We start from the raw sequence: 19,670 nt of genomic DNA, 5'->3' as shown, positions 1-19,670 counted from the left end.
CCCTCCTCTATGTCTGTGGGCTTGGCACTCGCCGCGCGGCGCTACTCGACTCACAAAAAGGAAGGGTGGGGCTTGGGGAGGGAATACTTTTCCCTCCCCAACCTTCCTTGCTGAAACGCTAGTCGAACATGTCCGGCTGCGTCGCCGCGATATGGTCGTACAGCGTCTGGAAATGCAGCCAGCCGATGAAGTCGCTGCCGACATGCTCGCGGCTGTAGGCGGCGGTCTTCGGCGACAGCAGCTGCGGCTTGATCCCCGTCGCCTCGACCAGCAGTTGCTGCTTGCAGGCGCGTTCCAGCGCGATGAACCAGAAGGCCGCGTCGTCGATGCTGTGCCGGCTGCTGGTCAGCAGGCCGTGGTTCTGGTGCAGCACGCCGCGGTTGCGGCCCATCTCCCTGGCCACCGTCCAGCCGCTCTCGCGCTCCACCGCCACCGCCCCGGCCGAGGCGCCGATCACCGCATGGTCGTTGTAGAAGGCCGCCGCATCCTGGCTGATCATGTCGAGCGGCCGGCCCGTCGCGCACCAGGCAGTGCCGTAGGTGGTGTGCGCGTGGCACATCGCCATGACCTCGGGGTATTCCTCGTGCACCGCGGCGTGCAGCACGAAGCCGGCGCGGTTGATGGCATGCCGGCCCTCGACCACGCGGCCCTCATGGTCCGCCAGGATCAGGTTCGAGACCTTCACCTGGGAGAAATGCACGCACATCGGGTTGGTCCAGTAGAGGTCCGGGTGTTCCGGGTCGCGCACCGTGAGGTGCCCGGCGAAGCCGTAGTCGAAGCCGTGCATGCCGAAGGCGCGCGTCGCCGCCACCAGATGCTGCTTGCGGTAGTCCCGCTCCTCGGCGACCGAGGCGAATTGCGGGAGCTCCGGGAAGATCAGCCCCGGCTGTTCCGGCTGGTAGATCGAGACGCGGTTGCCGAGGACGTTGTCGAGCATGGATGTTGCCTCCGTTCCGCGGCAGGGCCGCGGCCACAGGCTAACGCGGTTCGGGCCGCGAGGCGAACGCGCGGGTTGTCAGCGCCGGATCGCGCCAGCCGCGGGTCACGCCACGCAGGCCTGGCGCACCGCGTCCCGCGTCCCGCCCAGCGCCTGCAGCGCCACCCGGCTGCGCCGCGCCACCGTCAGCAGCGCGCCCAATTCGCGCGGCTGCCGCAGCAGCGCCAGCGCCACGCGGCCCGCCGCCGGACGGCCATCCGGGGTCAGGCCGAGCGCCGCGGCGCGCGGCAGCACCTCCTCCGCCGTGTCGGCCACCGCGCGCAGCGCCGCGAAGGGCAGTTGCCGCATGGCGGCGAAATGCGCCGCCGCCTCGGTTTCCAGATCCACCACCAGGGCGCCGGTGGCGGCACGCAGCGCGCGTTTCCGCGCCGGCTCCCCCACCACGCCCGGCGCGCCGGCGAACATGCCGAGGCGCGCGCCGCAGCGCCGCGCCAGCGCCGCCGACCAGCCGAGGTCGGAGGCATAGGCGCCGCCAGGGCCCCGCACCCGGGTCGCCACCACCAGGTCGCCGCAGATCAGGGACGGGTCCAGCCCGCCGGCGATGCCGAAGCTGAGCACGCCGGTCAGCCCCTCGGGCGCCTGCAGCAGCAGCCCGCGCAGCCGCGCCGGGTCGCCGCCGCTGACGATCACGGGCATCTCCGGGGGAAGCAGCGCCGCCTCGGACCGCATGCCCACGACGGCAAGGATCGAGGAGAGTGGCATGGACAGGGGGCGTCCTCCGGGTATGATGCTGCATCGCATTATAAGCAGGTCTGACGTGTTCCAGGCAGACGCTAATTCACATTCCGGACACACTCTTCCCGCCCGCGACCCTCACCTGCCCGCGATCACAACCCGTGCGGCACATGCTGCGAATTGCCGCGCCGCAGGCCACGCAGGCGCGCCAACGCCCATAGCGGGAACAACTGCGCGTAGCCGTGGTAGCGCAGGTAGAAGACGCGCGGGAAGCCGGTGCCGGTGTAGTCCTCCTCCGGCCAGGACCCGTCCGCCTCCTGCCGCGCCAGCAGCCAGGCGGCGCCGCGCTCGACCGCCGGATCGCCCACCGCGCCGGCCGCCATCAGCGCCAGCAGCGCCCAGGCGGTCTGGCTCGCGGTGCTCGGGCCCGGGGCCATGTCGGGATCGGCGCGGGTGCCGCCGCGGCGGGGATAGGTGAAGCCGTCCTCGCCCCAGCCGCCATCGGGGTTCTGGTTGGCCCGCAGCCAGGCCACCGCCCGGCGCATCGCCGGGTGTTCCGGCGGCAGGCCGGCGGCGTTCAGCGCGGTGACCGCGGACCAGGTGCCATAGACGTAGTTGACCCCCCAGCGGCCATACCAGGACCCGTCGGGCTCCTGCTCCGCCAGCATGTAGTCGATCGATTGCCGCACCGCCGGGCTGCCCGCGTCGTGGCCGAGCTGCGCCAGCATCGCCAGGCAGCGGCCGGAGACATCGGCGGTCGGCGGGTCGAGCAGCGCGCCGTGGTCGGCGAAGGGGATGGAATTCAGGTGGTGGTGGGTGTTGTCGGCATCGAAGGCGCCCCAGCCGCCGCCCTTCGACTGCATCCCCAGCACCCAGTCGGTGGCCAGCGCAATCGACCGCGCCACCGCCGGGCCGGAGGCGCCCAGCTGCTTCTCCGCCCGGTCAAGCGCGAGCACCACCACCGCGGTGTCGTCCACGTCGGGGTAGTGCGGGTTGGCATACTGGAAGGCCCAGCCGCCGGGTGCCACGCCGGGCCGCGCCTCGGCCCAGTCGCCGGCGACGTCGGTGATCTGCCGGTCCAGCAACCAGGACAGCCCGCGGGTGACCGCGGCCTCGGCCACCGGCTCGCCGGTCTCGAGCAAGGCGTGGCTGACCAGGGCAGTGTCCCAGATCGGCGACAGGCAGGGCTGGACGTAGGTTTCGTCCGCGTCCGGCCGGTCCATCACCAGCTTCTCGACCGCCGCCCAGGCGGTCACCAGCCGCGGGTCGTCGTCCGGCACGCCCAGGCAGTGGTACATCCAGATCGCATTGGCCATGGCCGGGTAGATGGCGCCCAGCCCGTCCTCGCCGTTCAGCCTTTCGGTGACGAAGGCCTCGGCCTTGGCCTCGGCGCGGGCGCGGATGCTGGCGGGGAACAAATGCTGGGTGCGCTGCAATTCCTTGTCCAGCCGGGCGAAGATGCCCTTCCAGGGCTGCGCCGCATGCGCCCCGCCGGGCCAGCGCTTCACCTTTTCGGGCGGCGTGCGGAACAGCGCGGCCAGCGAGACCCCGATCGGCGCCAGCGGCGGCGGCCGGCGGGCCATCACCACGGTCAGCGGCACCAGCACGGTGCGGGCCCAGTAGCTGACCTTGGACAGGTGGAAGGGGAACCAGCGCGGCAGCAAGGTGAGCTCCGGCGGCATCACCGGCACGGCATGCCAGGGCACCTGGCCGAACAGCGCCAGCGTGGCCCGGGTGAAGACGTTGCAGCGCTCCGCCCCGCCGGCGGCCAGGATCGCCGCTTGGGCGCGGACCATGTGCGGCGCGTCCTCGGCATCGCCGATCAGCCGCAGCGCGAACCAGGCCTTCACCGAGCAGGAGATATCCAGCGGCCCGCCATGGAAAAGCGGCCAGCCGCCCTGGCAGGTCGCCGCCTCCTGGGCCTGGATTCGGCGCAGATAGCGGCCGATCCGCGCCTCCCGCGCCGGGTCCTGCCGGCCGAAGAAGCGGCGGAGCATGACATACTCGGCCGGGATGGTGGCGTCGGCCTCCAGCTCGAAGACCCAGTGGCCATCGGCCTGCTGGCGGCGCAGCAGGTTGCCGGTGGCCCGGCCGATGGCGGCATCCAGCAGCGGCTGCGGGGTCGTGGCCAGCGTCTCGGCCAGGTCCGGCCGCGCCGCCACCGCGGCTAGGTCCTGCATCATCGACAAGGCGTACTCTCTCCTCGCCGGGCCGCCGGGCCCGGGGGCACGAGGCGGCACGGCTCCTTGGTAACTCGCTTACGTGGGTTTATCGCGCTTGCGAAGTCCGATCGGCGCAGGTGTTGCGACTTTAATGCGGCAGTGTGGTTCAATGCAGGCCCGGATCGGCGCCGGATTCCATGCGCGGGCCGGCCTCCCCCTTCCACATGCCGCCGCGGCCGCGCCATTCGGCCAGGGCCGAGTCCAGCGTGAACGCCATGTAGGCGGCGGCGATGCCGGGCAGGGCGAGGCCCCGCACCGGCGAAAGCCCGAATCGCCGCAATGTCGGCGCGAAAGCCACGGTCATGGCGCCCCAGGCCAGGGCGCCGAGCCAAGCGGCCGGGCCGGTGGCGAACAGCGCCAGCAGCGGCGGCGCCAGGAAGACCAGCGCCAGCGCCAGGATCATCCCCGCCAGCGCCGCCATCCGGTAGCCGAGCTGGGCATAGGCGGTGCGGGCCACCATGCGGCGGATCGGCCCGACATCCTCGTAGGGCCGCAGGCTGTCGACCCTGTCGGTCAGCCCGGTCCAGATCGGCCCCACCGCCTTCATCCGCCGCGCCAGGGCGCAGTCGTCGATCAGCGCGCCGCGGATCGGCGCCAGCCCGCCGGCGCGCTCGAAGGCGGCGCGGTCCAGCAGCACGCAGCCGCCGGCCGCCGCGGCGGTGCGGGCGGCGGGGTCGTTCGACCAGCGGAAGGGGTAGAGCATCTGGAAGAAGAAGATGAAGGCCGGGATCAGCCAGCGCTCGGCCGTGCTCTCGCAGCGGAGGCGGGCCATGAGCGAGACCAGAACCGGCTGTTCGGTAGAGGCATGGCCGGCCGATTCACGCCCTGCGGCTGCGCCTGCGGGCGATCGGACGGGAAGCTGGCCGGCCGATTCACGCCCTTCGGCTGCGCCTGCGGGCGATCGGACGGCGGTGGCCCGCCGCACCAGCATCCGCAGGCTGTCCGGCGCGTGGCGGATATCGGCATCGGTGAACAGGAGGAAGTCGGGTGCTTCCGGCACCGCCCGCAGCCCCTGCTCCAGCGCCCAGAGCTTGCCGGTCCAGCCCGCCGCGCGCGCCCCGCCCCGCACCACCAGCAGGCGCGGGTCGCCGGCCGCGGCGGCGCGGGCCAGGTCGCCGGTCCCGTCGGTCGATCGGTCGTCGACCACGACCAGCCGGAATTCGCCGGGATAGTCCTGCGCCAGCAGCGAGGCCACGGTGGCGCCGATCGTCGCCGCCTCGTCCCGCGCCGGGACGATGGCAGCGATGCCCGGCCAGGCGGCCGGGTCGGGCAGCGCGGCGGCGCCACGGTCGTCGTCCTCCCCCCGCCAGAACATCCCGCGGCCGAGCAGCAGCACCGCCCAGGCCAGGCAGGCGGCCAGGCCGACCAGCGACGCCGTCACCGCCGCAGCATCCCCTGCTCGCGGAACCAGGCGACGGCATCCGCCACCCCCTCCTGCCAGGGCCGCGCCTGGTAGCCCAGCACCGCCTCCGCCTTGGCCGAGGAGAAATACATCCGGTGCCCGGCCATCCGCAGCCCGTCGAGGGTGAGCATCGGCTCCCGCCGCGTCACCCGCGCGGCCGCCTCCGCCCCCAGCGCCAGCGGCCAGAGCGGCCAGCGCGGCAGCCGCACCGGGCGCCGATGGCCGAAGATCGCCGCGATCCGCGCCAGCATGTCGCCGAGCGGCACGTCCTCGCCGCCCAGGATATGGCGTTCCCCCACCGTCCCGCGGGTCAGCGCGGCGACGCAGCCGGCGGCGACGTCCTCCACATGCACCAGGTTCAGCCCGGTATCGACATAGGCCGGCATCCTGCCGCGCGCGGCTTCCTGGATGATCCGCCCGGTCGGCGTCGGCCGGCGGTCGCGCGGGCCGATCGGCGTCGATGGGTTGACGATGACGGCGGGCAGCCGCGCCTCCGCCACCAGGCGTTCCACCAGCCGCTCGGCCTCGGTCTTGCTGCGCTTGTAGGGGCCGATCGCCTGGTCGGGCCGGGCGGCATCGGCCTCGGTCGCCGGGCGGCCGTCGGGGCGCGGCTTCAGCGTGGCGACGGAGGAGACATGGACGACGCGCCCGCAGCCCTCGGCAAGCGCGGCGCGCATCACCGCCTCGGTCCCCGCCACGTTCACCGCGTCCATCCGTGCCGGGTCGGGCACCCAGATGCGGTAGTCGGCGGCGCAGTGGATGACGGCGGCGCAGCCGCGCATGGCGGCGGCGAGCGACGCGGCATCGGTCAGGTCGCCCGGGCAGAACTCGACCGGGACGCCGTCCAGCACGTCGCGGGGGGTGCCGGGCCGGGCCAGGGCGCGGACCTCGTAGCCCCCCGCCACCAGGGCACGGGCGATGGCGGAGCCGAGGAACCCGGTCCCGCCCGTCAGCATCACGCGATCCGCCATGCACCCCCGCCCCGTTCCAGGCGAGGTAATGGCCCGCCCGGCGCGGCATTTCCAGCCGGCTTGATCCCGCCCCCGGTCGCCGGCCGCCCGCCGGCCATGGTAAGCCGCGCGCCATGCATGCCTCGCCCCGCCGTCCCCTCCTCCTCCTCGCCGCGCTGCTGCCGGCCACGGCGCTCGCCCAAGCCTCTCCGGCCGCGGTGATCGAGGGCTTCAACGCCACGCTGCTCGACATCATGAAGAACGCGCGAGCCCTCGGCATCCGCGGCCGGGAACGGCGGCTGCGGCCGGTCATGGAGCAGGCCTTCAACCTGCCGGCGATGACCCGCATCTCGATCGGCCCGGCCTGGACGCAGATCCCGCCGGCCGAACAGCAGGCGCTGCAGCGCGCCTTCGCCGACTGGTCGATCGCCACCTTCGCCGGCCGCTTCGACGGCTATGCCGGGGAAAGCTTTCAGCTCAGCGGCGAGAACACCCTGCAGAGCGGCGACCGCCTGGTCCGCACCCAGCTGGTGCGCCCGCGCGACGAGCCGGTGGCGCTGAACTACCTGATGCGCGACTTCGGCGGCGCCTGGCGGGTGGTGGACGTCTATCTGAGCGGCACGGTCAGCGAGCTGGCCAGCCGCCGCGCCGAATTCACCGGCCTGCTACGGGAGGGCGGCGCGGCGCGGCTGGAAGCCGAGTTGCGCCGGCGGACCGAGTTGTTGCTGCGCGGGTAGCGACGACCCGCCGGCGCTGGCGTTGTCCCCGCGGCATGACCCGCTGCCTTCTCCTCCTCGCCCTGCTGCTCTCCGGCTGCTCGCTCTCGGGCGTCGTCGGCACGCACAGCGTCGACTACAACCATTCGGTGGAGCAGGCCGCCGACACCTTGCTGGTGGTCAACATCCTCCGCGCGCGCGACCAGGCGCCGCTGCACTTCACCACCATCGGCGCCATCCACGGCGCCTTCACCGTCTCGGCCGGCATCGGCTACGACCTCACCGCGGTGAACAACGGGGTGCAGCCGGCCGGGCTCGTCGCCTCCAACCCCAGCTTCGACATCGGCCCGCTGGACCGCCAGGAATTCGCCCGCGGCCTGCTGCGGCCGATCGACCCGGCGCTGTTCCGCCTGCTCTCCGACCAGGGCCTGCCGGACGGGCTGCTGCTGCATTTGCTGGTCTCCCGCTTCGACGAGGGCCCCGGCGGCCGCGCCATCCCCAACACCCCCGGCAATGCGGAATTCGCCGCGCAGGTCGAAGCGCTGACCCGGCACGGCCGGCTGCAATTCAACGGCTATACCCGCCTGGTGCCGCTCGGGCCGCGGCTGAGCGCCGCCCAGGCCAGCGCGCCCGAGATCCTCGCCGACCTGCGCCAGCCCGGCGTCACCCTGCGGCCGGAAGGGGCGGGCTGGCGGCTCTACCGCCCGGTCGGCCAGACCGTGCTCTGCATCGCCGAGGCCGGCGGCGGCCACCGCGCCCTGGCGATGGACAACGAGGCGCCGCAGGTCTCGCCGATGAACCAGGAGGGCGACCCCTGCACCGCCGAGGAGGTCGCCGACCACCCGATGCCGGCCGGCCGCGTCGCCACGCCGGGCCAGGGCTGGTACCTGCGCTCGGTCGAGGAGGTGCTGCAGTATCTCGGCGCCCTGCAGCGGCGGGAGGAGGCCGGGCAGCCCACCCGCATCCGCATCGGCGGCGACACGCCGCGGCTGTTCCGGCTCTGGCCCAGCCCGCCGCCGCGGCCGCGCCTGGCGGTGGACTACCGCGGCACCCGCTGGTGGGTCGCCGGGCAGGATGCGCAGGAGGACCTGACCCTGCCCGTCCTGGCGCTGACCGCGCAATTGCTGAACCTGCAGAAATCGGCGGGCGAGATCCCCTCGACCGGGACGCTGCGGCTGGTGCGGTGAGCGGCCCGCCCCTAGCCTCGCGGCCAAGGGAGGGACACCCCATGAAGGCCATCGGCTATACCCATTGCCATCCGATCGACCACCCGGAGGCGCTGCTCGACCTCGACCTGCCCGAGCCCGCCGCGCCGCAGGGCCGCGAGCTGCTGGTCGAGATCCGCGCCGTCTCGGTCAACCCGGTCGATGCCAAGCAGCGCGCCGCGGCCGACCCGGGCGGCAGGCCCCGCGTGCTGGGGTTCGACGCCGCCGGCGTGGTGCGCGCGGCGGGGCCGGGCTGCACCCTGTTCCGCCCCGGCGACGCGGTGGCCTATGCCGGCGTGGTCAACCGCCCCGGCACCAATGCCGAACGCCATCTGGTGGACGAGCGCATCGTCGGGCCGAAGCCGGCCAGCCTGTCCTTCGCCGAGGCCGCGGCGATGCCGCTCACCGCCATCACCGCCTACGAGGCGCTGTTCGAACGTCTCCGCATCCCGCGCGGCGAGGACCGCCCGGGCGAGGCGGTGCTGATCCTCGGCGGCGGCGGCGGCGTCGCCTCAATCGCCATCCAGCTGGCGCGGCAGCTCACCGGGCTGACCGTGCTCGCCACCGCCTCCCGCCCGGAGACGCGGGAGTGGTGCCTCTCGCTCGGCGCGCACCATGTGCTGGATCATGCCGGCGACCTGCCGGCGCAGGTCAAGGCGCTCGGCCTGCGGGTGCCCTACGTGTTCGGGATCAACCGGACCGACGCGCATTGGGACGCGATCTGCAAGCTGCTCGCCCCCTTCGGCCTAGTCTGCGTGATCGACGCCACCAGCGGGATGGACGTGCAGAAGCTGCGGCCGAAATCCGCCGGCCTGGTCTTCGAGGGCATGTTCGCCCGCGCCCTGCACCAGACCCCCGACATGGCGGAGCAGCACCGGCTGCTGGCCGAGGTGGCCGGGCTGGTCGATGCCGGCCGCATCCGCCACACCATGACCCGGCACCTGGGGGCGATCACGGCGGCCAACCTGCGCCAGGCGCATGCGCTGGTCGAGGCCGGGACGATGCGCGGCAAGGTCGTGCTGGAGGGATTCTGAAGGCGCCCCGACCCGGCAATTTCGCTCAAACGAATTGAAGCGGCAGCCGGGCCATTCCCGGTTTCCGCAACCACGCCAAGGGCTTGCCGGCCCGGCGCTTGAGGAATTCAGGCTTTGGGCCGCTCAACCCAGGGGTTGCGGCCGCTTGTTCGGACAAAGCCCGGAGGGGCCCCAGGCAGACCTCCGGCTTTGACAATATTCCTATAAACCTGCGCGATGCGCCATGCAACCTCCGCGACGGCCTTGCCCCCGCCACCGGGAGACCCGACCTGGGGTGAAAGCCCCCTGGGATTTCGCCGCATGGCCCTTTTCGCCTTCGACAACAGCTACGCCCGCCTGCCGGACCGTTTCTATGCGAAGCTGCCGCCCACCCCGGTCGCCGCCCCCGGCCTGGTGCGCGTCAACACGGCGCTGGCGGCGACCCTCGGCCTCGATGCCGCGGCGCTGGCCGCCCCGGACGGCGTCGCGGCGCTGGCCGGCAACGTGGTGCCCGAAGGCGCGGAGCCGCTGGCCCAGGCCTATGCCGGCCACCAGTTCGGCGGCTTCTCCCCGCAGCTCGGCGACGGCCGCGCCATCCTGCTGGGCGAGGTGGTGGGGCCGGACGGGCTGCGGCGGGACATCCAGCTCAAGGGCTCCGGCCGCACGCCCTATTCGCGCGGCGGCGACGGCCGCGCCGCACTCGGCCCGGTGCTGCGGGAATACGTGATCTCGGAGGCGATGTTCGCCCTCGGCATCCCCACCACCCGCAGCCTGGCCGCGGTCACAACCGGCCAGCCCGTGTACCGCGAGACGCCGCTGCCCGGCGCGGTGCTGACCCGGGTCGCCGCCAGCCACCTGCGGGTCGGCACCTTCCAGTTCTTCGCCGCCCGGCAGGACGTGGACGCGCTGCGGACGCTCGCCGACTATGCCATCGCCCGGCACTATCCCGACATCGCCCAGGCCGAGGAGCCCTACCGCGCCTTCCTCGGCGCCGTGGTCGGGCGCCAGGCGCGGCTGGTGGCGCAATGGATGCTGGTCGGCTTCATCCACGGCGTGATGAACACCGACAACTGCACGATAAGCGGCGAGACGATCGACTACGGCCCCTGCGCCTTCATGGATGCCTACGACCCGAACACGGTGTTCAGCTCGATCGACCATGGCGGCCGCTACGCCTATGCCAACCAGCCCGGCATCGTGCACTGGAACCTGACCCGGCTGGCCGAGACGCTGCTGCCGCTGCTGGCCGAGGCGAGCGAGCCGGCGATCGAGATCGCCAAGGCGGAGCTCGCCGGCTTCGCCCCGGCCTTCGAGGATGCCTGGCACGCCGGGCTGCGCCGCAAGCTGGGCCTGGCGCAGCCGCGCGAGGCGGACCTGGCGCTGGCCGAGGACCTGCTGGCGCGGATGCAGGCCAATGCCGCCGACTTCACCCTGACCTTCCGCGCGCTGTGTGGCGCCGCGGCGGGGCCCGAGGGCGATGCGGCGGTGCGCGCGCTGTTCGCCGACGGGGCGGCCTATGACGGCTGGGCCGGCGCCTGGCGCGCCCGGCTGGCGGAGGAAGCCACCGCGCCGGCCGCCCGCGCCGCGGCGATGCAGGCGGTGAACCCGGCCATCATCCCGCGCAACCACCGGATGGAAGCGGCGATCGTCGCCGCGGTGGAGCACGGCGACCTCTCGGTCTTCGAGGCGCTGCTGGACGCAGTGGCGCGGCCCTTCGAGGACCGTCCCGGCCTCGAGCGCTTCACCCTGCCGCCGGAGCCGGAGGAACGGGTCCTGGCGACCTTCTGCGGCACCTGACGCCGAGGCCCGCGCCGCCGCGGCTGCGGCCGCCCGGCGCCCGGGGGCATGATGCCGGTCCTGCCGGCGGATCCTGCGATCGGCCGGGCGGCGCAGCCTGGAGCGCGATCGGCGGGGGTGGACGCACCGAAGGACGTGCATCACCCGACGGAACGATACCCCGGAGCCTGTCAGGCGCCTCCATCGGTGCCTGCCAGGCCCTAGGGCCTCGGCGGGTACACGCCGACGACGCAGATGCAGCTGCGCGGCTTGTCCGGGGCGAAGGCGACCGGCGCGCCGTTCGCATCCCGCGGGCGGAGGTCCGGCAGGGCGAAGGTGCTGGTCCCATTGCCGCCGTAATTGGTCCCGATCAAGGAGAACAGGGCCTGGTTGTGGGCGATGTCCAGGATCCGCCCGTCGCAGTCCAGGTAGTTGGTCGGGGCGAAGGTGCCGGCGAAGACGCCGATCGAGGCGAGGTAGTCCTCGGTGCCCATGGCTGATTTCCTCCTTCTGGCCGTGCCGCGTCGCGGGGGACGCACCGGCACAGGGCCGGGCCGCCACCACGCCGGCGAGACTAGTCGCCCGGCGACGCGCGCAACACCATTTGCCTGCAGCCGTGCGGAGCGTCCCGGCCGCCCCGCGGCGAGCGGCCCTAGCCGCCCGGCGCCAGCCCCATCGCCTGGTTCAGCCGGCTGCGCGCCCGGCCGACATCGACCTGCGCCCGCGCATCCACCGCCAGCGCCTCGATCCGCAGCTGCCGCACCCGGAACAGGTCGAAGGCGCCGATCTCGCCGGAGCGGAAGGCGATGCGGGCCGCCCCTTCCTGCCGGTCGGCCACCGCGCGGCGCTCCCCGGCCAGGCGGCGGGACTGCTCGGCGGCGGCCACCGCCAGCCTGGCCAGGCCGACCTCGCCCGCCACCACGCGGCGGGTCTGGATCAGCTCGCCCTCGGCCCGGGTCCGCTCGAATTCCGCATCCGCCCGGCGCGGCGCGTTGCGCGCCTCGGTCGGCAGCGGGATGCGGACGCGCAGGCCCAGCGAGGTGCCGTTCTCGGTCACCGGCCCGCCCTGGTTGCGGGTGAAGAAACCCAGTTCCGGGTTGTCGATCGGCGTCGCCGCGACCAGCCGGGCGCGGGATTCGGCGGTCGCCAGCGCGGCCTCCGCGGCCTGCACCGCCGGGTGGCCCTCGCCGTTCCGCAGCAGCGGCTCCGGCCGCGTCGCGCCCGCGGCCAGCGCCGCCGCGCTGCCGCCGGTCAGCGTCCGGTAGCTGGCCTGCGCCGCGGCCACCGCCGCCTCGGCCCGGGCGTAGTCCAGCGCCGAGGCCAGCTCCTCGTTGCGGGTCAGCAGCGCCTCGGTCTCGGCGATGTCGCCGAGTTCCACCCGGCGCTGCACGTCGCGGCCGATGTCGCGCGCGGTGGCCAGCCGGTCGCGCGCGACGCCCAGCTCCGATTCCGCCGCACCCACCGCCCAGTAGGCGTCGCGCAGCACCCCGGCGAGCTCGAGCCGGCGCAGCGCCAGGCGGCGGGCCTGTTCCTCGACGCCCGCCGAGACGGTGCCGGCGAGCGCGCCGCGCTGCCCCGGCAGCCACATCGGCGCGCCGATCTCGACATCCCATTCGTTCGCCGTCCGCGGCCCGCGGGTGTCGGAGCGGAACGACCCGCCGATGGCCGGCGACCCGGCGATGGGCGAGCGCACCTGCGCGTCGCGCGCCCGGATCGCGTCGCGCTGGCCGCGGATGGCGCGCGCGCCGGCGTCGATCTCCAGCGCCGCGTCGAGGTCGCGGCCGAACGCCGCGGTATCCAGCGGCGCCGTGGCCGCCGCCGGTGGCGGCGTCCGGCGGGACTGGCTGGCCGGGACCCTGGGCGGGGTCCTGGGCGGCGCCTCGGGCGGCACGACGCGGCGCGGCGCCGGCTGCGGCCGGGCGACCGGGGGCAGGTCCTGGAAGGAGGACAGCGGCGGGCGCGACAGCGGCGTCTGCTGCGCCACCGCGGTGCCGCGGCCGGCCGGAAGAAGCGCCGCGGCGATCGCCGCGGCCAGGAACGCACGATGCATGGTCATCACTCCGCCGCCGCGGGGCGTTGCGTGGCGGGCGCCGGATGCGGCCGCGGTTGCTCCACCGCCGGCGCCTCCTCGGCATCCGACCGGCTCATGGCGAAGCGGTCGTAGAGGATCGGCAGCAGCACCAGGGTCAGCACGGTCGCGGTCACCAGCCCGCCGATCACCACGATGGCCAGCGGCCGCTGGATCTCCGAGCCCGGCCCCTCGGCGAAGAGGAAGGGCACCAGGCCGAAGGCGGCGATGGTCGCGGTCAGCACCACCGGCGTCATCCGCCGCTTGGCGCCCTCCATCGTCGCCTCGCGCAGCGACAGGCCGTTCTCGGCCGCCAGCCGGTTGATGTAGGAGATCAGCACCACGCCGTTCAGCACCGCGATGCCGACCAGCGCGATGAAGCCGACCGAGGCGGGGACCGAGAGGAACTCGCCCGACAGGTACAGCGCGATGACGCCGCCGATCGCGGCGAAGGGCACGTTGCAGAAGACCAGCAGCGCTTCCCGCACCGAGTTGAAGGTGAAGTAGAGCAGCAGGAAGATCAGCGCGAGCGCGATGGGCACGACGATCGCCAGCCGGGCCGAGGCGCGCTGCTGGTTCTCGAACTGGCCGCCCCATTCGAGCCGGTACTCGCCCGGCACCTTCACCGCATTGGCCACCGCCGCCTGGGCCTCGGCGACGAAGCCGACCAGGTCGCGGCCGCGGACATTGGCCAGCACGGTCGCATAGCGCTGGGTGCCCTCGCGGATCACCTGGATCGGGCCTTCCTCCTCCGAGATGTTCGCCACCTGGGACAGCGCCACGGTGCGGCCGCCGGGCAGCGCCAGGATGACGCGCTGCAGGTCGGTCGCCGACCGCCGCAGGCTGCCCTCGCCGCGCAGCATCAGCGGGATGCGGCGTTCCTGTTCCAGCACCAGCCCGACGTCGCGGCCGTCCACCCAGACCCGCAGCGCCTGCTGCACGTCCCGCACGTTGATGCCGAGCCGGCCGACGGCGAAGCGGTCGATCTCCACCTTCAGGTACTTCATGCCCTCGTTGCGCAGGGCGAAGACCTCGGAGGCGCCGGCGATCCCCTGCACCGCGTCCTCGATCTCGCCGGCGATGCGGTTCAGCTCGTCGATCGAATAGCCGAAGACCTTGATCACCACGTCGCCGCGGGCGCCGATGATCATCTCCTGCACCCGCATGTCGATCGGCTGGTTGATCGCGTAGGAGATGCCGGGGATGTGGTCGAGCACGCGGCGCACCTCGTCGGTGACGAAGTTGCGGTTCTTCGGCTCGCGCCATTCCTTGCGCGGCTTGATGTCGAGGAAGTGGTCGCTGTCGTTCAGCCCGACCGGGTCGATGCCGAGCTCGTCGGCGCCGGCCCGGCCCATGATCCCGCGGATCTCCGGCACCGCCGCCATGAGCTGCTGCTGGATCATCAGGTCGGTCGAGGCCGCGGCATCGACGCCGATGGTCGGATGCTTGCGGACGGTCACCACCGGGGTGCCCTCGTCCATCACCGGCATGAAGGTGGAGCCGATCCGGGTGAAGAGGAAGCCGGCCAGCACCAGGCCGGCGGCCGCCGTGGCGCCGACCTTCAGAGGGTTCCTCATCGCCCAGCCGAGGAAGGGGTCGTAGCCGCGGTGCAGCACGCGGACCAGCCAGGGGTCGCGGGTGCCGCCGCCCTGCTTCAGCAGGGTCGCGGCCAGCGCCGGCACGACGGTGAGCGAGAGCAGCAGCGCAGCACACAGGGCAAAGGTGATGGTCAGCGCGACGGGGGCGAAGAGCCGCCCTTCCAGCCCCTGCAGCGACAGCAGCGGCAGGAAAACGGTGACGATGATGACGACGCCGGCGACCAGCGGGACGGCGACCTCGCGCACCGCCTCCCCGGCCATGCGCATGCGGCTGCGGTAGTCGGTGCGGCCATGCGCATGGGCGAAGTGGTGCGCGGTGTTCTCGACCACCACGACCGAGCAGTCGACCAGCAGGCCGATGGCGATGGCCAGGCCGCCGAGCGACATGATGTTGGCGGAGATGCCGGTGAGCCGCATGATGATGAAGGTGGACAGCACCGCCAGCGGCAGGGTGAGCGAGACCACCAGCGCCGCGCGCAGGTTGCCGAGGAAGAGGATGAGCAGCACGACCACCAGCGCGATCGCTTCCAGCAGCACCTTCTGCACGGTCCAGACCGCCGCCTCGATCAGCTCGTTGCGGTCATAGAAGATCTCGATCTCGACGCCTTCCGGCAGGGTCTTCTGGATCTGCGCCAGCTTGGCCTTGGCGTTGCTGACCACGGTCTTGGCATTGGCGCCGCGCAGGCCGAGCACGATGCCCCAGACCGCCTCGCCCTCGCCGTTCTGGGTGACCACGCCGTTGCGCGCCATCGCGCCGAAGCGGACATCGGCGACGTCGGAGACGCGGACCACGCCGGTCGGGTGCGCCGCGACGACGATGGCGCGGATGTCGTCCATGGTGCGGATGCGGCCCTCGGCGCGGACCAGCAGCGCCTCCTCGCCGTCGCGCACCCGGCCGGCGCCGTCGTTGCGGTTGTTCTGCTGCAGGGCCTCCGCCAGCATCGCCGTGGTGATGCCGCGGGCGGCCATGGCCGAGCTGTCGGGCGCCACCTCATAGGTGCGGACGAAGCCGCCGAGCGTGTTGACGTCGGCGATGCCGGGCAGGCCGCGCAACTGCGGCCGGATGGTCCAGTCCAGGATGGTGCGCCGCTGCTGCGGCGACAGGCCGCCGCCGTTCAGCGTGAACATCAGCATCTCGCCGAGCGGCGTCACCACCGGCGCGAGGCCGCCCGAGACGCTGTCCGGCAGGATGTCCTCGAGGTCGCTCATCCGCTGGTCGACCTGGGTGCGGGCCCAGTAGATGTCGGTGCCGGGGGCGAATTCGAAGGTCATCAGCGCCGTGGCGTAACGGGTGATGGAGCGGATCCCGACCAGGTTCGGGATGCCCTTCATCGCCACCTCGACCGGGTTGGTGACCTGCGCCTCCAGCTCCTCCGGCGGCAGGCCGGGCGCCTGCATGGCGACCAGCACCTGCACCGGCGAGACATCGGGGAAGGCGTCGATCGGCAGCTTGCGGTAGCTGTCGACACCCCAGGCGATGATCACCAGGGTCGCCAGCAGCACGATCAGCCGGCGCCGCAGCGACCAGGCGACAAGACGTCCAAGCATCGCCGGTCAGCCCCCGTAGACGTCGGTGAGTTCGGCCAGCAACGCCAGGATCCCGCGCGAGGCCACCTGGTCGTCGGGGGCCAGGTTGGCGCGGATCGAGGTGGCGCCGGCGGTCTCCGAGATCACCGTCACCGGCCGGGCGCGGAAGCCTTCCGCCACGCGGACGAAGATCCAGGACCGCCCGGCATGCCGCACCACCGCACCCGCCGGCACCCGCCACTGCGGCGTGCCGTTCGGCCGCAGCGCGACCGCGGCGGTCACCACCTGGCCGGGCCGCAGGGTCTCGGCGCCGTCGGTGACCTCGACCACCGCGGTGACCGACTGCGTCGTCGGGTCGACGCTGCGGCCGAGCCGGATGACCTCGCCCTGGGCCGGGGTGCCGGGTACGCTCATGCGCGTGCCGGGCTCGATCACCATGGCCTGCGACAGCGGCACCTGCAGGTTGACCCAGAGCGGCTTCAGCTGGGCGATGGAAAACAGCGGGGCGGAGGCGGCGACGCGTTCGCCGGCGCTGGTCCGGGTCTCCAGCACCACGCCGTCCTCGGGCGCGGTGACCACCAGGGCGGCGGCCATCTTGCGGCTGTCGCGCAGGGTCTTGATGTCGGGCTCGGCCATGCCGAGGAGCGCCATCATCTGCTCGCGTTCCTGCAACGTCGTGCGGGCGAATTCGTGGTCGGCGCGGGTGGTCAGCAGGCGGCGCTCGGCGATGATTCGTTCCTTGAACATCTGCTCGTCGCGGGCCAGCCGCTGGCGCGCCAGCGCCTCCCCCGACAGGGCCTGCAGGTAGGTGCGCTGGGCTTCCAGCAGGTCGGTGCTGCGCAGCTTGGCGATCGGCTGGCCGGCCTTCACCGGCTCGTTCGGCGCCACCAGGACGGATTCGACCAGCCCGGCGGCGGGCGCCGCGACGATGCGCAACTGCTGCGGCGGCACGGCGACGGTGCCGGGCAGCATGGTCTGCGAGGTGCCGCCCTCAGGCTGCACGCGCGTCACGTCGATCCCGGCGGCGGAGGCCCGGCGTTCGTCCATCCGGAGCAGGACTTCGGTGGTCGATCCCTCGGCGGCCTGCGGCGGCGCCGGAAGGGCGCAGGCGAAGCAAAGCGCGTACAGCCAAAGCCGCACGGTCTTGACGGAAAACACAGGAATAGCCCCCAATCGGCAGAAGACGGGAGGCGCACGGCTCAGCGCCCAGGATTGCACGCCCCCCGGAGAAGGCACGCGTCGGCTCAAGAGGTCCTTGCATGGGACGTGCCGCCTTGGAGCGGTCTGCAACGCCGGCCGACGCCGAAAATATGGACATTCCGTAAGGTATTTCAACCCCCCCTGGTATGGCCCAGGGATCACGCAGCCGCGAAGGAGCATAGCCCATGATCGTTCTCGTCACCGGGGCCACCGCCGGCTTCGGCCTGGCCATCGCCCGCCGCTTCGCCGCCGATGGCGCGCAGGTCATCGCGCTCGGCCGCCGCGCCGGAAGGCTGGCGGCGCTGGCGGCCGAGATCGGGCCCGGCCGCATCCACCCGCTGGCGCTCGACATCACCGACCGCGCGGCGGTCGAGGCCGGCATCGCCGGCCTGCCGCCGGCCTTCGCCCAGGTCGACCTGCTGGTCAACAACGCCGGCATGGCGCGCGGGCTGGAGCCGGCCCAGGCTGCCGCGCTCGACGACTGGGACGCCATGGTGGACACCAACATCAAGGGCCTGATGTACATGACCCGCGCGGTGCTGCCCGGCATGGTGGCGCGCGATCGCGGACATGTGGTGAATATCGGCTCGACCGCCGCCGAATGGCCCTACCCCGGCGGCAACGTCTACGGCGCGACCAAGGCCTTCGTCCGCCAGTTCAGCTACAACCTGCGGGCCGACCTGCACGGCACCAGGGTCCGGGTCACCGATATCGAACCCGGGCTGGTGGGCGGGACCGAATTCTCCGCCCTCCGCTTCCGCGGCGACCAGGCCAAGGCGGACAGCATCTATGCGGACACCGATCCGCTGACGCCGGAGGACATCGCCGACACCGTCCATTGGGTGGCGACGCGGCCGGCGCGGGTGAACGTCAACCTGCTGCAGGTCATGCCGGTGGTGCAGAGCTTCGGCCCGCTCCGCATCCACCGCGACTAGGCGATGTCGCTTTCCGGGTCCCCCTCGCGCATGGCCTTCACCCCGCCCTTCCCCGAACGGCCGCAGCGGCGCCTGCCGCTGCCGGACCTGCTGCGCCGGGCGCGGCGCAGTTTCCTCGAGGTCTGGCTCGACGCGCATTTCGAACAGGAAGTGATCCGCACCCGGGTGCTGGCCCAGGGCATCCTGGTCTGCAACAGCCCGGCCAGCGTGCAGGAGGCCTTCATCGACCAGGCCGCGGCGCTGGAACGGAAAAGCCCGCAGATGCGCCATGCGCTGGAACCGCTGCTGGGCGACGGGCTGTTCATCTCGGACGGGCTGGTCTGGAAGGAACGCCGGCGCACGGTGGCCGCCGTCACCCATGCCTCGCGGCTCGACACGCTGGCGCCGGTGATGACCGAGGCGGCGGCGGAATGCCGCGCCGCCTGGGGCGCGCTGCCGGACGGCACCTGCATCGACGTGCTGGCCGAGATGGGGCGGCTGGCGGCCGAGATCATCTGCCGCACCCTGTTCGGCCGGGCGCTCGGCGCCGATGCGGCGACTGCGGTGGTGCAGGCCTTCGCCCGCTACCAGGGGCGGATCGGGCACCTGGACATGGTCAGCGTGCTCGGCCTGCCGGACTGGCTGCCGCGGCTGCGCCTCGGCACCGGCCGCGACGTGGCGCGGATCCATGCCGTGGTCGATGGCCTGGTGGGCCAGGCGATGGCGGGCGGCGAGGCCTCGCTGATCGGGGCCATGGCCGGGGCGACGCTGCCCGGCAGCGGCCGGCCGATGGATGCGCGGGCGCTGCGCAACGAGGCGGCGACGCTGTTCATGGCCGGACACGAGACCACCGCCAACCTGCTGGCCTGGGCCTTCTACTTGCTGTCCCAGGCGCCCGAGGCCGAGGCGCGGGCGGTGGCGGAGGCGCAGGCGCTGGGCGGCCGCGCCGCCGGCTGGAACGATCTGCCGAGGCTGCCCTACCTGCGCGCGGTGGTGGAGGAGACCCTGCGGCTGTACCCGCCGGTGCCGCTGCTGGCGCGGCAGGCGCAGGCGCCGCTGGCGATCGCCGGCCATGCGGTGGCCCGGGGCGACATCGTCATGGTGGTGCCCTGGCTGCTGCACCGCCATCGCCGCTGGTGGGAGGCGCCTGACGAATTCCGCCCGGAACGCTTCCTGGCCGACGGTCCGGCGCGCCATCGCCACGCCTATGTGCCCTTCAGCCTCGGGCCGCGGGTCTGCACCGGGATGGGCTTCGGCCTGGCCGAGGCGGTGATCGTGCTGGCGACGCTGCTGCCGGCCTGCCGGCTGCGGCTGGCGCCGGAGGCGAGGGTCTTTCCGGTCTGCCGGCTGACGCTGCGGCCCGGGGAGGCGCTGCCGATGCTGGTCGGGCGGCGGTGATCGCCAAGG

At 73.2% G+C, this 19,670-nt stretch carries 15 protein-coding genes; 6 read left to right on the top strand and 9 right to left on the bottom strand.

Going from position 1 to position 19,670, the window contains the following annotated elements:
- Window positions 1–118: 118 nt before the first annotated feature.
- The 5 genes from ACFQS7_RS18025 to hpnA form a co-directional block, all read right to left on the bottom strand.
- The gene (locus ACFQS7_RS18025) at window positions 119–937 is read right to left on the bottom strand and encodes a class II aldolase/adducin family protein (RefSeq protein WP_380068500.1); all 819 of its coding nucleotides are present in this window, start codon (window positions 935–937) and stop codon (window positions 119–121) included.
- Between the two features lie 105 nt (window positions 938–1,042).
- A complete protein-coding gene (locus ACFQS7_RS18020; RefSeq protein ID WP_380068499.1) occupies window positions 1,043–1,699 on the bottom strand; it encodes a nucleoside phosphorylase in 657 nt (218 codons plus the stop codon).
- A gap of 125 nt (window positions 1,700–1,824) precedes the next feature.
- Entirely contained in the window at window positions 1,825–3,855 is a 2,031-nt protein-coding gene (shc, locus tag ACFQS7_RS18015) for a squalene--hopene cyclase (RefSeq protein ID WP_380068706.1), read from the bottom strand.
- A gap of 145 nt (window positions 3,856–4,000) precedes the next feature.
- Window positions 4,001–5,275 (bottom strand): glycosyltransferase, encoded by a 1,275-nt coding sequence (locus tag ACFQS7_RS18010; protein ID WP_380068498.1) that lies wholly within the window; start codon window positions 5,273–5,275, stop codon window positions 4,001–4,003.
- Complete coding sequence (gene hpnA / locus ACFQS7_RS18005) at window positions 5,272–6,267, bottom strand: hopanoid-associated sugar epimerase (RefSeq protein WP_380068497.1); 996 nt, start codon at window positions 6,265–6,267, stop codon at window positions 5,272–5,274. Before hpnA ends, ACFQS7_RS18010 begins: the two co-directional genes overlap by 4 nt.
- Window positions 6,268–6,380: 113 nt before the next feature.
- Between hpnA and ACFQS7_RS18000 the strand changes: the two genes are divergently transcribed.
- From ACFQS7_RS18000 to ACFQS7_RS17985, 4 genes are all read left to right on the top strand, one after another.
- Window positions 6,381–6,983 (top strand): ABC transporter substrate-binding protein, encoded by a 603-nt coding sequence (locus ACFQS7_RS18000; RefSeq protein WP_380068496.1) that lies wholly within the window; start codon window positions 6,381–6,383, stop codon window positions 6,981–6,983.
- A gap of 35 nt (window positions 6,984–7,018) precedes the next feature.
- Window positions 7,019–8,149: a hypothetical protein gene (locus tag ACFQS7_RS17995; RefSeq protein ID WP_380068495.1), complete on the top strand. Its 1,131-nt coding sequence runs from the start codon at window positions 7,019–7,021 to the stop codon at window positions 8,147–8,149.
- Window positions 8,150–8,190: 41 nt separating this feature from the next.
- Window positions 8,191–9,201 (top strand): zinc-binding alcohol dehydrogenase family protein, encoded by a 1,011-nt coding sequence (locus tag ACFQS7_RS17990; protein ID WP_380068494.1) that lies wholly within the window; start codon window positions 8,191–8,193, stop codon window positions 9,199–9,201.
- Between the two features lie 300 nt (window positions 9,202–9,501).
- Window positions 9,502–10,977: a YdiU family protein gene (locus tag ACFQS7_RS17985; RefSeq protein WP_380068493.1), complete on the top strand. Its 1,476-nt coding sequence runs from the start codon at window positions 9,502–9,504 to the stop codon at window positions 10,975–10,977.
- A gap of 200 nt (window positions 10,978–11,177) precedes the next feature.
- Here ACFQS7_RS17985 and ACFQS7_RS17980 read toward each other — a convergent pair whose 3' ends face one another.
- The 4 genes from ACFQS7_RS17980 to ACFQS7_RS17965 all read right to left on the bottom strand — a co-directional run bounded on the left by ACFQS7_RS17980 (window position 11,178) and on the right by ACFQS7_RS17965 (window position 17,196).
- Window positions 11,178–11,450: a phage tail protein gene (locus ACFQS7_RS17980; protein ID WP_380068492.1), complete on the bottom strand. Its 273-nt coding sequence runs from the start codon at window positions 11,448–11,450 to the stop codon at window positions 11,178–11,180.
- Between the two features lie 158 nt (window positions 11,451–11,608).
- A complete protein-coding gene (locus tag ACFQS7_RS17975; protein ID WP_380068491.1) occupies window positions 11,609–13,006 on the bottom strand; it encodes a TolC family protein in 1,398 nt (465 codons plus the stop codon).
- A 5-nt stretch (window positions 13,007–13,011) separates the two neighbouring features.
- Window positions 13,012–16,170 (bottom strand): efflux RND transporter permease subunit, encoded by a 3,159-nt coding sequence (locus tag ACFQS7_RS17970; protein ID WP_380068490.1) that lies wholly within the window; start codon window positions 16,168–16,170, stop codon window positions 13,012–13,014.
- A gap of 6 nt (window positions 16,171–16,176) precedes the next feature.
- Window positions 16,177–17,196 carry an efflux RND transporter periplasmic adaptor subunit gene (locus tag ACFQS7_RS17965; RefSeq protein ID WP_380068489.1) on the bottom strand — a complete coding sequence of 340 codons (1,020 nt, stop codon included), beginning with the start codon at window positions 17,194–17,196 and terminating at the stop codon, window positions 16,177–16,179.
- Between the two features lie 338 nt (window positions 17,197–17,534).
- Here ACFQS7_RS17965 and ACFQS7_RS17960 point away from each other — a divergent pair, with 338 nt between their 5' ends.
- A complete protein-coding gene (locus ACFQS7_RS17960; RefSeq protein WP_380068488.1) occupies window positions 17,535–18,284 on the top strand; it encodes an SDR family NAD(P)-dependent oxidoreductase in 750 nt (249 codons plus the stop codon).
- A gap of 30 nt (window positions 18,285–18,314) precedes the next feature.
- A complete protein-coding gene (locus ACFQS7_RS17955; protein ID WP_380068487.1) occupies window positions 18,315–19,661 on the top strand; it encodes a cytochrome P450 in 1,347 nt (448 codons plus the stop codon).
- Window positions 19,662–19,670 lie beyond the last annotated feature (9 nt).

This window comes from Dankookia sp. GCM10030260 (genome assembly GCF_042666655.1).
Taxonomy (GTDB): domain Bacteria; phylum Pseudomonadota; class Alphaproteobacteria; order Acetobacterales; family Acetobacteraceae; genus Paracraurococcus.
The sequence above is the reverse complement of the archived record's forward strand: the minus strand, read 5'-3'. Positions and strand labels throughout refer to the sequence as shown.